The 13,338-nt window shown below is 72.3% G+C and carries 12 protein-coding genes; 3 read left to right on the top strand and 9 right to left on the bottom strand.

What is annotated here, in order from left to right:
* Positions 1 to 8 precede the first annotated feature (8 nt).
* The gene (locus OG462_RS22035; RefSeq protein ID WP_406060000.1) at positions 9 to 995 is read left to right on the top strand and encodes an NAD(P)H-quinone oxidoreductase; all 987 of its coding nucleotides are present in this window, start codon (positions 9 to 11) and stop codon (positions 993 to 995) included.
* A gap of 119 nt (positions 996 to 1,114) precedes the next feature.
* On the opposite strand, the gene OG462_RS22030 is transcribed toward OG462_RS22035, so the two are convergent.
* From OG462_RS22030 to OG462_RS22010, 5 genes are all read right to left on the bottom strand, one after another.
* Positions 1,115 to 1,663, bottom strand: coding sequence for a bacterial proteasome activator family protein (locus OG462_RS22030; RefSeq protein ID WP_406059999.1), 549 nt, complete (start codon positions 1,661 to 1,663; stop codon positions 1,115 to 1,117).
* 97 nt (positions 1,664 to 1,760) lie between these two features.
* The gene (locus OG462_RS22025; protein WP_406059997.1) at positions 1,761 to 4,625 is read right to left on the bottom strand and encodes an FtsX-like permease family protein; all 2,865 of its coding nucleotides are present in this window, start codon (positions 4,623 to 4,625) and stop codon (positions 1,761 to 1,763) included.
* Positions 4,622 to 5,356 carry an ABC transporter ATP-binding protein gene (locus OG462_RS22020; RefSeq protein ID WP_406059995.1) on the bottom strand — a complete coding sequence of 245 codons (735 nt, stop codon included), beginning with the start codon at positions 5,354 to 5,356 and terminating at the stop codon, positions 4,622 to 4,624. The genes OG462_RS22025 and OG462_RS22020 overlap by 4 nt, the downstream gene beginning before the upstream one ends.
* Positions 5,357 to 5,503: 147 nt before the next feature.
* Positions 5,504 to 6,214 carry a PadR family transcriptional regulator gene (locus OG462_RS22015; RefSeq protein WP_406059994.1) on the bottom strand — a complete coding sequence of 237 codons (711 nt, stop codon included), beginning with the start codon at positions 6,212 to 6,214 and terminating at the stop codon, positions 5,504 to 5,506.
* A gap of 95 nt (positions 6,215 to 6,309) precedes the next feature.
* Positions 6,310 to 6,612, bottom strand: coding sequence for a hypothetical protein (locus OG462_RS22010; protein WP_406059992.1), 303 nt, complete (start codon positions 6,610 to 6,612; stop codon positions 6,310 to 6,312).
* 61 nt (positions 6,613 to 6,673) lie between these two features.
* Between OG462_RS22010 and OG462_RS22005 the strand changes: the two genes are divergently transcribed.
* On the top strand, positions 6,674 to 7,186 hold the full coding sequence (locus OG462_RS22005) for a hypothetical protein (protein ID WP_406059991.1): 513 nt from the start codon (positions 6,674 to 6,676) through the stop codon (positions 7,184 to 7,186).
* Positions 7,187 to 7,288: 102 nt separating this feature from the next.
* Here the strand turns inward: OG462_RS22005 and OG462_RS22000 are convergent, their stop codons facing one another.
* Entirely contained in the window at positions 7,289 to 8,938 is a 1,650-nt protein-coding gene (locus OG462_RS22000) for a protein kinase domain-containing protein (protein ID WP_406059989.1), read from the bottom strand.
* Between the two features lie 276 nt (positions 8,939 to 9,214).
* Between OG462_RS22000 and OG462_RS21995 the strand changes: the two genes are divergently transcribed.
* A complete protein-coding gene (locus OG462_RS21995) occupies positions 9,215 to 10,837 on the top strand; it encodes a protein kinase domain-containing protein (protein ID WP_406059987.1) in 1,623 nt (540 codons plus the stop codon).
* An 8-nt stretch (positions 10,838 to 10,845) separates the two neighbouring features.
* Here the strand turns inward: OG462_RS21995 and OG462_RS21990 are convergent, their stop codons facing one another.
* The 3 genes from OG462_RS21990 to OG462_RS21980 all read right to left on the bottom strand — a co-directional run bounded on the left by OG462_RS21990 (position 10,846) and on the right by OG462_RS21980 (position 13,256).
* Complete coding sequence (locus OG462_RS21990; RefSeq protein ID WP_406066653.1) at positions 10,846 to 11,844, bottom strand: phosphotransferase; 999 nt, start codon at positions 11,842 to 11,844, stop codon at positions 10,846 to 10,848.
* Positions 11,845 to 12,057: 213 nt separating this feature from the next.
* Positions 12,058 to 12,510 (bottom strand): pyridoxamine 5'-phosphate oxidase family protein, encoded by a 453-nt coding sequence (locus OG462_RS21985; RefSeq protein ID WP_406059985.1) that lies wholly within the window; start codon positions 12,508 to 12,510, stop codon positions 12,058 to 12,060.
* Positions 12,511 to 12,596: 86 nt separating this feature from the next.
* Complete coding sequence (locus OG462_RS21980; protein WP_406059983.1) at positions 12,597 to 13,256, bottom strand: response regulator; 660 nt, start codon at positions 13,254 to 13,256, stop codon at positions 12,597 to 12,599.
* Between the last annotated feature and the right edge of the window lie 82 nt (positions 13,257 to 13,338).

Genomic DNA, 13,338 nt, shown 5'->3' with positions numbered 1-13,338 from the left:
TCGCCGCCATGTATGCGATCACGATTCCGGAACCCGGTGGTCCCGAGGCCCTCGTCTGGGCCGAGGTGCCCGATCCCGTACCCGGCGAGGGCGAGGTCCTCGTCGAGGTGGTGGCGAGTGCCGTCAACCGCGCCGATCTGCTCCAGCGCCAGGGCTTCTACGACCCGCCGCCGGGCAGCTCCCGGTACCCCGGTCTCGAATGTTCGGGCCGGATCGCCGCGCTCGGCCCGGGGGTGTCCGGCTGGGCCGTCGGCGACGAGGTGTGCGCGCTGCTCGCGGGCGGCGGTTACGCGGAGAAGGTCGCCGTCCCGGCCGGTCAGCTGCTCCCCGTACCGGAGGGCGTCGACCTGGCCACGGCCGCCGCGCTCCCGGAGGTGGCCTGCACCGTCTGGTCCAACATCTTCATGATCGCGCACCTGCGTCCGGGTGAGACGCTCCTTGTGCACGGCGGTGCGAGCGGGATCGGCACGATGGCGATCCAGCTGGCGAAGGCGGTCGGGGCGCGGGTCGCGGTCACCGCCGGCGGTCCCGCGAAGCTGGCGCGCTGCGCCGAGCTCGGCGCGGACATCCTCATCGACTACCGCGAGCAGGACTTCGTCGAGGAGCTGACCAAGGCGACGGACGGGGCCGGCGCGGACGTCATCCTGGACATCGTCGGCGCCAAGTACCTGGAGCGGAACGTGAAGGCGCTGGCCGTGAACGGCCGGCTCGTCGTCATCGGTCTGCAGGGCGGGGTCAAGGGCGAACTGAACCTCGGGGCGCTGCTCGCGAAGCGCGCCGCCGTCATGGCGACCACGCTGCGTGCCCGCCCGGCTGAGGAGAAGGCGGCGATCGTCGCCGCCGTACGGGAGCACGTCTGGCCGCTGATCGGCGCGGGCACGGTCCGTCCGGTCGTCGACCGGACGCTGCCGCTGAACGACGCCGCCGAGGGCCACCGGGCGCTGGAATCCGGCACCCACGTCGGCAAGGTCCTGCTGCTCGCCCCCCAGGGCTGACCGGCGCTGGCCCCCTCCCCGGGGCTGACCGGCGCGGGCCGCTTCCCGGCCCAGACCCGTCACACGCGTGAGGGGCCCGGCACATACAGTGCCGGGCCCCTCTCACGTACAGGTACGGCCTACAGGTACGGCCCCGAGCGGACCGCGTGGCCGTGGCCCCGGTCGTCGTCGTCATCGTCGTGGGACGCACCCGGCGGCAGCGCCCTGCGCATCTGCTCCAGCTGCGCGCGGGCCGCCATCTGCTGGGCGAACAGCGCCGTCTGGATGCCGTGGAAGAGGCCCTCCAGCCAGCCCACCAGCTGCGCCTGCGCGATGCGCAGTTCCGCCTCGGAGGGGATCGCCTCGTCGGTGAACGGCAGGGAGAGGCGCTCCAGTTCCTCGACCAGTTCGGGCGCGAGCCCGTCCTCCAGTTCCTTCACGGAGCTGGCGTGGATGTTCTTGAGCCTGACCCGGCTGGCCTCGTCGAGAGGTGCCGCGCGTACTTCCTCCAGGAGCTGCTTGATCATGCTGCCGATCCGCATGACCTTCGCAGGCTGCTCGACCATTTCCGTCACCGGGACCTCGCGGGGTTCGTCGTCGCCCTGAGTGCCGCCGAGCGCCATCCCGTCCTGTCCCACGATGAGGACCTGGGGGCTCTCCTGCGACCTGTCATTCCTCGGCATCTCCATGCCGCCATTCTCTCGTACACATGCGTCACCACGGGGTGTGCCCCCGGACGAGGGTGATCCACCCTCGTCCGGGGGCACAGGACGACAACGAAGACCGTCAGGTCGCCTCGCGCCGGGCCAGCGCGCCGCGCGAGCGGGTCACCAGGGCGGCGAGCAGCGCGGCACCCACCGGTACGGCGACGAGCAGGCCGGCCAGGGTCTCCCAGGGGATGACGATCGGGACGTACGGCAGCTCCGTCGCCGTGCTCCAGCCCTCGGCGACGGCCTGCTCGTGGAAGCGGAGCTGCTGCCGCTCCTCGGTGAGCCGGAGCCCCATCGCCGGCAGCACTCCGGCGGCCGAACCGAGGAGTACGCCCATCGCGGCGACGACTCCGCACTGGAAGCCGCTGAGGGTACGGCGGACCCGGGGCGGGGCGCCCACGGCGGCGAGCGTCTTCAGGTCGGCCTCGGCGTCGGCCTGGGCGAGCCCGGTGGCGATGCCGGCGGCGCCGATGGTGACGAGCCCTGCGAAGATCGCGAGCGACAGCAGGACGAGGCTGTTGGCGTTGACGAATCCTTCCTCCACGTGGAGTTCCACGCTGCTGCCGAGCTTGGTGAGCTCGCCGTCGAGCTTCTGGCGCGCCTCGCTGTCCGGCAGCCGGTCGGTGCTGACGTAGGTGCCGAGCGGCACGGTCGTGAGACCGGCGGCCTTGGCGGTGGCCGGGGTCAGCAGGGCCTGGATGCCGTAGGACTTCTTGCCGCCGGGGACCTGGTACGCGGGCAGGGTGCTGACCTTGCCGGGTGCGGGCCGACCCTCTTCGGAGGCCTTGTCGGCGGCGGCGGTGTCGGTGATCTGCCTGATCCCGACGGCGCCGTTCTTGTCGACCTGGGCGCGGTTGAAGCTGACGATCTTCCCGTCGGCCAGGGCCTTCACGGCCGCGGGGTCGTCGATGCCGAGCACCTGGAGCAGCTTGGCGTCACCGACGAGCAGCCCACCGTCGGAGATGTACATCCCGCTGCTCGCGGAACTCATGCACCGCCAGTCCTCGGTGAGCATCTTCCGCTTCTGCTCGGGCGTGTACTTCTCCGAGGGGTCTCCGCCGCCCGGGACCGACACGTACATCGGGCACTCGTTCGCCGGGGGGACGATGACCTCGTAGCGGCCGCAGCCCGCGGCGCTGTCCCACGGCTCGCAGCCGGGCTTGCCGACCAGGACGCGCTCGACATCGGCGCGGACGTCGACGGGGACGTAGCGCTGGATCGCCTCGCGGACCGCGGGGACGTCCCGGCCGCCCTCCTCCGTGACGAACGCGGAGATGGCTCCGTACGGCAGCTGGGCCGTGTACTCGGCCCTGTGCTGGGCCTCCTCGCTTGCCATGTAGGTGGAGACGGCGACCGTACCGGCGACGGCGGCGAGGACGGCGGCGACGGCGGGTGCCGTACGGCCCCGGTTGCGCACGGCGTCCCGCAGCGCGAGCCGCGGCGACAGCGGCAGCCAGCGCCCGGTCCGCCCGAACAGGCCCACCAGGGCCGGGGTCATGGCGACGACGCCCAGCTCGGCGATGGCGGAGCCACCGGCCACGATGATGAACTGCTGGCTGAACATGGAGCCGAAGAGCGCGATGGCGCCGCCGATCAGGATGGCCGCGAGGCCGATCAGGGGCAGCACCCGGCTGCTGCGGCGGATTCCGCGCCGGCCGGTGAGCGAGGCGAGGACGGTCTGCCGGGAGGCGGTGATGGCCGGCACGATGGCGGCGAGCAGACCGGTCAGCACGGCGAGCAGCGCGATGCCGAGGATTTCGAGCGGCCGGACGTCGAAGGCGCCGAACCGCTGGCCCATGGTCTCTTCGAGGACCGGCTGGAGCGCCAGGGTGAGGATCAGGGCGAGGACCGTACCGGTGACCGCCGCGGCGACACCGATGACCAGACCGCCGCTCAGCACGATGGCCCGGATGTGGCTGCGGGCACCGCCGTTGGCACCGACCAGACCGAGCTGGCGGCGCGAGCGACGGGCGCCGACCGCGAAGGCGGGTCCGGCGAGCAGGCAGATCTCCAGCATCGCCAGGCCGACGACGGTGCCGATGGCGGCGAGCTCGGCGGCGTTGCCCACCGTGCTGGATTCGAAGTCGCCCCAGTGGTCCTTCTGGTAGAGCGGGATCTCGGACTTGGCCGGCGGGTCGAGCATCACGGCACGCGAGGTGACGATCACGCTCTTGGTGTTGATCTCCTTGACCATGTTCCACGTGAAACCACCGGGCTTGCGCACCAGGTACGTGGTGGAGGTGCCGGGAGCCTGCAGGCCGGCCTTCTCGACGGCCTTCGTGTACGGGGCGATGAAGGCCCCGGGCAGCGCATTGACCTGGTCGGCGTTGAGGGAATCGGGAATCTCGTAGGAGCCGACGATCCGATACGGGCGGTCGAAGTTGCGTGCGGAAAGGGTCGAGCCGACCGCCAGACCGCTGGTCTCCAGGAAGTGCGAGGTCGCGATGACCTCGTCGTTCTTCTCCGGGTAACGCCCCTCCAGGAGGGTCGTGATGCCCCGGGCGATCGGATCGGCGGCCTTGAGCTCACGGATGTCGGTCAGGAGCAGACCGTGAGCCGTCGTCAGCTTGGCCGAGCCGGAGATGTCCGTGAGGACCGTGGAACCCGCGGGGAAGGTCTTGGTGACATCGGTGGAGCCGCTCGGCCAGGCCATGTCCCCGTAGTCCTTGGCCGGCGTGTTCATCTCGCCGATCGGATCCTGGAAGATCGGCACCCCGCCGTAGCCGGAGTCCTTGAACCGGGCGTCGGCAGCGCCGATCGTGCGGTCCGCCCGCTCGGCGGGAGACAGCTCGGAGCTGCGGAAGGTCAGATCGAGGGCGCTGACACCCAGGATCGGCAGGGCGATCATGGCCAGGACGAGGGCACTGCGGCCCTTGGAACGCCAGGCGTCACGGCGGGCGATACGGATCGCGGCCCGCCAGGAGTGGAACCAGATCTTCACGCCTCGGCCCCCTGGCCCGACAGCAGGGAATCGGCCTCGCTGCGCACGGTCTGGTCGACGATGGCGCCGTCCCGCAGGAACACGACCCGGTCCGCCCAGGCCGCGAACCGCGGCTCGTGCGTGACGAGGACACCGGCGGCGCCGGCGTCACAGCGGGTGCGGAGCAGGGCGAGCACGGACTCACCGGTCTCGGAGTCGAGGGCGCCGGTCGGCTCGTCGGCGAGGACGAGCCGGCGGTCGCCGACGAGCGCGCGGGCGATGGCCACGCGCTGCTGCTGACCGCCGGACATCTCGTCGGGGAAGCGGTCGGCGAGGTGGCCGAGCCCCATCTCCTCCAGCGCCTTGAGGGCCTCGACGCGCGCCTTGCGGGCCGACGTACCGTCCAGCTCGCGGGGCAGGGCCACGTTCTCGGCGGCGGTGAGGGCCGGGATGAGGTTGTAGTCCTGGAAGACGTAGCCGATGCTGCGGCGGCGCAGGGCCGCGAGCTCCTTGACGCTCGCCGTGGTGATGTCGGTGTCCTCGACGATCACGCGGCCCGAGGTGGGGGTGTCGAGGCCACCGGCGATGGTGAGCAGCGTGGACTTGCCGGAGCCGGACGGGCCCATGACGGCGACGAGTTCACCCGGGTACACGGCGAGGTCGATGCCGCGCAGGGCATGCACCTCGGTGGCACCCGCGCCGTGGACGCGGGTCAGGTTCTGGAGTTGCAGCACGGGCTGCTGTGCGGACATGAGGGGTCCCCCCTTGGGCGTACGCGGCGGTCGGCCGGGTACGGGAGCGAGCGGTGGAAAGGCGGTGCGTGGGCGGTACGGCAGATGGTGCGCGGGCCGTACGGAAGGTGATGTGCGGGCGGTACGGGGTGGGGCGCGACTGTGCGGTCAGCGCGCCCCGGCCACGGGTGGCGCGGCCTCGGCGCCCGGCCGAGCGGTGGCCGACGGGGCATCGGCGGCGGTGGCGGCGGTCGCCTCGGAGCGGGATGCCGACGCGGCGGTCGGCGCATCGGCGTGAGGCGCCGGGTTCGCGGCCGGTGCCGGTGCCGGTGCCGCCGCCGAAAGGCGGATCAGCCGGGACTCGCAGTGGTCCAGCCAGCGCGCCTCGGCCTCGGTCTGGAAGATCAGCTGCTCCAGGACGAGCAGCCAGGCGACGTCGTCCCGTTCCCGGGCCCCGCCGCTCTCGACGGCGACGAGCGCCTGCGCCTTGAGGCGGGTGTAGTCCTGCATCGCCTTCACGGTGTGCCGGCGCTGGGACTGGATGACGTCGCGGATGTCGACGCTGGGAGCGCCCACGGCCATGGCGAGCTTGATGGCCAGCTCGTCACGGGCGGGGCTGGTGCGGTCAACCGGCTTCTCGAACCAGGTCCTGAGTTCGGCGCGGCCGCTGTCGGTGATCGCGTAGAGGGCGTGCCCGGCCGCGTCCTCGCCGCCCTGGGCGACCATGCCGTCGCGCTCGAGCCGGCTGAGGGTCGTGTAGACCTGGCCGACGTTGAGCGGCCAGGTGGAACCGGTGCGGGACTCGAACTCCGTACGGAGCTGGGAGCCGTACCGAGGGCCGCGTTCGAGGAGGGCGAGAAGCCCGTGGCGGATCGACATACTCAGTATGTATACCGGGTATGCCGTCGCGAACAACCGCCCTGAGACGGAAGAGGCAGGTCCGCCTCAAGGGGGACCCGGGCGTGCCGAAGGGCTCAGCGGCGCCGCATCCGGAGCCCGAGAAACCCGATGCCGAGCCCCATCAGGGCCAGCCCGACTCCCAGGGTGAGCACGGGAATCCGCTGGTCGACGAGGGGTGTCGCGGCTTCGGACGCCATGTGCGGCGCGGCGGCCGGCCGGCTGGCGGGCGCCGCCTCCGGGAGGACGGCGTCCTCCTCGCGTACCCCCTCGGCCTCCTCTTCGACGGCCTCGGGGGAATCCGGGTCTGTTGCCGTTTCGGTACGAGAGGCCTCCTCCGGCGACGGGTCCGTGGCGCTCTCCGGGTCGGTCGGTGCCACGGGACGTCCGGGCCGCGGACGCCCCTCACCGGCGGGCCGGCCCGCGAGGGAGGCGGAGCCGTTGGGGGCGGGCGCGTCGCTGGGCTCGGCGCTCGGCGCGACGGGGGAGGCGGACCCCGACCCGGTGCCGGTGCCGGTCGGCGCGGGAGCGGGCGGTGCGGGCGTACCGGCACTCCCGGTCCGCCCCGGGGAACCGGAGGAAGGGAGGGAAGGGGTGACGGTCGCGGACGGCGCGTCGGAAGAGGGGGACGGAGAAGGGGACGACGAGGGGGAGGGTGCCGACGGGGTGGTGGGCGTCGGCGCGGGCGTCGCGGCCGTGGTCCCCACCAGGGTCCTCGCTGTGGTCCCCACGGACGTCCTCGCCGTGGTCCCCATCGACGTCCGTGCCGTGGTCTCCACCGAAGTCCGTGCCGTGGTCCCCGCCGACGTCCCGGGTGCCTCCGCCCCGTACGCCCGGGCCTCCCCGTGTCCCAGGGGCGTGCCGTACACGGCGCACGTGCAGGCGAACACGCAGGTGAGCGCGGGGCCGAGAGCCCGCGCCCGTGCCCTGCGGAGTGCTGGAGTCACCGGGTGACCCCCTCCCGTGCCGAGCCGACGAGATGGTCAACTCAGCGTCACATGTCGGGACACTTCCGGCATCCGGGACGGGGGCAGCAGGCGTAAGGAAGCGTCAGGACTACTGTCCCGGGTTGCCCGTCGAGATGTTGAGGGTGAACTCGGCGTCCTTGGCCGCGATGTCCTGGCCCGCCGGCGGGTACTGCTCGAGGATCGTGCCCTCGCCGTAGGTGTTCTCGTCCACCGGGCGCTGGGTCATGAGCTTCCAGCCGGCCGCCTGGATGCACTCCTTCACCGACTGGATGTTCTTGTAGGTGAAGTTCGGGACCTCGAACTTCTCCGGGTCGTCGCTCGACTCCGTCGGCTGCGTGCACTTCTTCGGGTCGATGGTCTTGGTCAGGTCGGGACCCTTGTGGCCGGGGGCCGCGGTCTGGCTCTGCTGTGTGTCGGTGCCGCCCGTGCCGCCGGCGTTGGGGTCCTCGTCCTTGTTGAGGTTGAGGGCCACGAGCAGGCCGCCGACCGCGAGCAGTGCGACGACGACCGCACCGACGAGCACCGGCGTGTTCCGCCGCGGACCGCCGCCCGCCGGGGTGGGGGCCTGGTACGAGCCCTGCGGGACCGAGGTCTGGTACGAGGGCTGAGGAGCCGGGGTCTGGTACGCCGGAGCGGGCGTCGGCGCCTGCTGCGGGTAGCCGTACGAGGGGGCGGGCGCCGGGGTCGCGGGGCCGTAGGGGCCCGGCTGCGGCGTCGGCTGGTAGGGCTGCTGCACCCCGTGCGGGCCGGACTGGGGGGCCGGCGGCGGAGTCTGGCCCACGGGCGGGAAGACCGCCGAGCCGACGCCCGCGCCGCTGCTGACGGGACCGCCCGGGACGATCATCGGCGCACCGGTCTGACCGGCCGAGAGCACCCGCAGGCACTCGTCGCGCATCGACGCCGCACTCGGGAACCGCTCGTTCGGGTTCTTTCGCAGCGCGCGGGCGACGAGCGCGTCCATGGCCGGCGTCACCGCCCGGTTGACGGTGGACGGGGCGACCGGCTCCTCCTGCACATGCGCGTACGCGATGGCGAGCGGGGAGTCGGCGTCGAAGGGAAGACGGCCCGTCAGCAGCTGGAAGAGCATGATGCCGACCGAGTAGAGGTCGGAGCGGGCGTCCACCGCGCGCCCGAGGGCCTGCTCGGGGGAGAGGTACTGCGGGGTGCCGACGACCATGCCGGTCTGCGTCATCGACGTGACCCCGGACTGCATGGCCCGCGCGATGCCGAAGTCCATGACCTTGACCACGCCGCGCTTGGTCGTCATCACGTTGCCGGGCTTGATGTCGCGGTGGACCAGGCCCATCTCGTGGCTGACTTCGAGGGCCGCGAGCACGTCGGCCGTGACCTTCAGCGCCTTGTCGGCCGGCATCGCGCCGTACTGCTGGACGTCCGAGGCGAGGACCGAGCCGAGCGGCTGCCCCTCCACGTACTCCATGACGATGTACGGCATGACGGCGCCGTCGAGGGTGTCCTCGCCGGTGTCGAAGACCGAGACGATATTGGTGTGCGACAGCTTCGCGACCGCCTGCGCCTCGCGCCGGAAGCGCTCGCGGAAGGACTGTTCGCGGCCGAGCTCGGTGTGCAGCGTCTTGATGGCGACCTGGCGGTCGAGCGCGCTGTCGTAGGCCAGGTAGACCGACGCCATACCGCCCTCGCCGAGAAGATCGCGCAGCTGGTACCGGCCGCCCGCGACCGAACCGCCCGCATAGCGGCCCTGTGCGCCGTCCTGGCTCATCTGTGCTTCCCCCATACGCGCGCGTGGCGGCGTTGATCCGGAATTTCCTGGCCAAGTCTGCCCGAGGGCAGTGACACGTCAAGCCGGGTGCCCGTTCCGTGACCCTCCGCACAGGAACGTTCCCCGAAGCGTTTTCGAAGGGGCGGAGGAATCCTGCCGAATTTGCACAGGTGTACGTGGAAGGGGTTGGATGGCCGGTCCACCTCGGACCGTGGTGTCGTACGGAGCCTGTAGCGTGACGACTGGACACGGCACGACAGACGACGGCGAGGACTGATGGCACCCGAATCCGGAGCAGGCGGCGGTGTGCCCGACTCGTCGGCGGAGTCCTGGGGCGTCGGTGGAGTCGTCGGCGACGGCCGCTACCGGCTGACGCACCGTCTGGGCCGCGGCGGCATGGCGGAGGTGTTCGCGGCCGAGGACGTACGGCTGGGCCGTACCGTCGCCGTCAAGTTGCTCCGCGCCGATCTCGCCGAGGATCCGGTCTCCAAGGCCCGCTTCACCCGCGAGGCGCAGTCCGTCGCCGGGCTCAACCACCACGCCATCGTCGCGGTGTACGACTCCGGCGAGGACCTCGTGGCCGGCCGGCCCGTGCCGTACATCGTGATGGAGCTGGTCGAGGGCCGCACCATCCGCGACCTGCTGCTCAGCGCCGAGGCCCCCGGGCCCGAGCAGGCCCTCATCATCGTCTCCGGAGTCCTGGAGGCGCTGGCCTATTCGCACCAGCACGGCATCGTGCACCGTGACATCAAGCCGGCGAACGTGATCATCACCCACGGCGGCGCCGTGAAGGTCATGGACTTCGGCATCGCCCGCGCCCTGCACGGCGCGCAGTCGACGATGACCCAGACCGGCATGGTCATGGGCACCCCGCAGTACCTCTCCCCCGAGCAGGCACTCGGCAAGGCCGTCGACCACCGCTCCGACCTGTACGCGACGGGCTGCCTCCTCTACGAACTCCTCGCGCTGCGGCCCCCGTTCACCGGCGAGACCCCGCTGTCCGTCGTGTACCAGCACGTCCAGGACGCGCCCGTCCCGCCGTCGGACGTCACGCAGTCCGTGCCGCCGGAGCTCGACGGCCTGGTGATGCGCTCGCTCGCGAAGGACCCGGACGACCGGTTCCAGAGCGCCGAGGAGATGCGCGGCCTCATCCAGTACGGCCTGCAGATGCTCCAGCAGCAGGGCGGCCACACCGGCACGTGGAACACCGGCCCGGTCGAGATGCACGACGGCGGTCACACCCCGGTCGGCGGCATGGCCGCGACGACCGCGATGGGCCACCCCATGCACGGCGAGACCGCGCAGGGCCCGATCCTTCCCCCGCGGAACCCGGAGGACGGCGGAGTCGGCGGCTACGGCGGCTACGACGGCGGTACGGGCGGCAACGGCGGCTACGGCCAGGACGGCTCGTACGGCGGACACGGCGGCGGCAAGGGCCGCCGCGGCAAGGTGTGGCTGTTCGCCGCGCTCGCGCTGATCGCGGTCGTCGCCGGTGTCGTCTACGCCCTGGACAAGGCGCGCGACCCGGGCGGCACCACGGGCGGCACGACGCCGACGATCACGAACTCGCCGTCGACGGTCTCCCAGGAGCCCACACCCTCGGAGGAGCCCTCCGAGGAGCCGTCGACCGACCCGGGCACGTCGGACGGGGGCGTCACGGAGGCGCCGTGGCCGCCGCCGACCACGGTCGACCCGACGACCCAGCCGCCGACGACGACTCCGCCGACGACCGCGCCGACGACGACTCCGCCGCCCACCGAGCCCACGGACGAGCCGACCAAGACGACCGAGCCGCCCACCGAGCCCACGGACGAGCCGTCCACCGGGCAGCCCACCGACCCGACCGGGGGCAACGGCAACTCGGACCCGCCGCCGACGGACGGCGCCGAGACGGGCTGACCCCCGGCTCACCCCGCGAACGCGTCGCGTACCGCCTCGTACTCGCGGGTCCACCAGACCGCCAGGGCCGACACCGCAGGAAACTGCGGGTCGGCCCTTCGGTCGTGCAGCTGGTAGCGCCAGCGCAGGGTCCAGAAGTCGTTGAGCCGCTCCCACCACACCCGGTGCGCCGCCGCCGCCAGCTCGGCGCGGTCGGCGCCGGTCGCCCGCCGGTACGCGCGCGCGTACGCCCGGACCTTCTCCAGGGCCAGCTCGCCCCCCGGCCGTACGAAGAAGATGGCGGCGGCCCTGACCGCCTCCTCGGCCCTGGGGCGGACCCCGAGCCGGTCCCAGTCGACGATCGCGGCGGGTTCGGCGTCCCGGTAGAGCAGGTTCAGCGGGTGGAAGTCGCCGTGCACCCAGCCGGCGGCCGCGGCGGGCGGCGGCCGGTGGTGGGCGTGCTGGGCGAGGAGTCGGCGGCGCTCCCTGAGCCGGTGTTCGGCGAGCGCGTCGAAGCTGTCGCGGGGGCGGTGCGCCCGGGCCAGGCGGATCAGTTCGTCGATGGCCCGGAAGGTGTCCTGGAGGTCGGCGCTCGCGCAGACGCCGTCGTCGGCGGTCCCGGGTGCCCCGTCCGGCCCGGAGGGCTCCATGACCCGGTCCAGGGCGGTGTGGACCTGCCCGAGGAGGGTGCCGAGGCGTCGGGAGCAGCCGGTGGAGAGCTGGGTGCCGTCGCGGTGCCGGCCGTCGATCCAGGGGTGCAGGGCGTAGCAGTGGCCGTCGACGACGGCGACCGTGCGGCCGGTGGCGTCGGGCAGCGGCGGGGCGACGGGCAGGCCCAGGGCGTGCAGCCGCTGGGTGGCGCGGTGCTGGCGGGCGATGGTGGCGCGGTCGGCGGTGGGGGCGTCCAGGTGCTGCTTGAGGAAATAGGTGCCGCGGGTGGTGGAGAGCCGGAAGCCGCGGTTGAGCAGCCCCTCGGTGACGGGCACGCAGGAGAGCGGCTCCCCGGCGTGCCGGTGGCGGCGCAGCAGGGCGCCGACGGGTGGAACCGGTGGGGCGCCGGTTGGCCGGGCCGGTGGGGCGCCTGCGGGTGGAACCGGTGGGGCGCCGGAGGGCCGCGGCGTCGGGACGCCGACGGGCCGGGCGGCCACGCGGCGGGCATCGGCCAGGGCGTCCGGCGGGGTGAGCGGTGCAGCCGACGGAGTGAGCGTTTCAGATGAGCGCGGCACCCGCCAGATGTTAGATCACGCTACGTGGTGGAGGTGTCGCCGCACGGAGTGAGGGTCGGGACGGGTCACCGGGGTCTCGCTCGCGTAGTCGAGCGCGTGCACCGTCACGAACTGCGGTTCGATCCGCATGTAGACCGGGTCGAAGGTCTCGCCGTCCACGAGCTCCGGCTCGCTACCGAAGGCCGCGAGCTCCTCCCCGGTCGGCTCGACGATCTCGGCGGTGCCGGTGAACTGCACGGACCAGAGGTGCTCGGAGCCCGAGTTGAAGTTGTCCGCGCCGTACGCGACGACGCTGCCGTTGCAGGCGCGGTGGTAGCCGAGGCCCCGGTGCAGCCGGAGGAGGACGCAGCCGTCGGCCACGATGTGCCGGGCGGGGGCGACGAACGGCATCGCCCGCATGCTCGTCGCCACCCGGCCGTACGACACGCGGCTGAGCAACTCGTTGGCGAGGGTCTCGTCGGTGGACATGGCATCCACTCTCCGCCACCGGCACCGTGTCGGAAAAGGGGCCCCTGCCCCGCTTTCGCGAGGACGTAGGTCCCGAATCGCGACCGTCAGTGGCGCTCCGCCTGGAGCCGTGCCACGAAGGCGGCGGCCTGCGAGCGCCGCTCCATGCCCAGCTTCGACAGCAGGCTGGAGACATAGTTCTTGATGGTCTTCTCCGCGAGGTGGAGCCGCTCGCCGATGACCCGGTTGGTCAGGCCCTCGCCGATCAGGTCCAGGATCTTGCGCTCCTGGTCCGTCAGGTTGGCGAGCTTGTCGTCACCCTTCGGGTTGTTGCCGTCGCGCAGCCGCTCCAGGACGCGGGCGGTCGCCACCGGGTCGAGCAGCGACTTGCCGGCCGCCACGTCCCGTACCGCGTTGAGGAGCTCGTTGCCCCGGATCGCCTTGAGGACGTATCCCGAGGCCCCGGCCATGATCGCGTCGAAGAGCGCCTCGTCGTCCGCGTACGAGGTGAGCATCAGACATTTGATGCCCTCGTCCTGCGAACGGATCTCGCGGCACACCTCGACCCCGCTGCCGTCCGGCAGCCGGACGTCGAGCACAGCGACGTCGGGGCGGGTCGCGGGGATCCTGACCAGCGCGTCCGCCGCCGTCCCGGCCTCGCCGACCACCTCGATGTCGTCCTCCACGGAGAGCAGCTCGTGGACGCCGCGCCGGACGACTTCGTGGTCGTCCAACAGAAATACCCGGATTTTTCCTTCTTCGCGCACCCAGCCAGTCTCACATATTGGCTCTTCCCGCGCCCGGGGTGCGCGGGATAACGTGCCGGATGTTCCGGCGGCCCTCTCGGTC

Origin of the sequence: Streptomyces sp. NBC_01077 (assembly GCF_045162855.1) — a bacterium.
Taxonomy (GTDB): Bacteria; Actinomycetota; Actinomycetes; order Streptomycetales; family Streptomycetaceae; genus Streptomyces.
The sequence above is the reverse complement of the archived record's forward strand: the minus strand, read 5'-3'. Positions and strand labels throughout refer to the sequence as shown.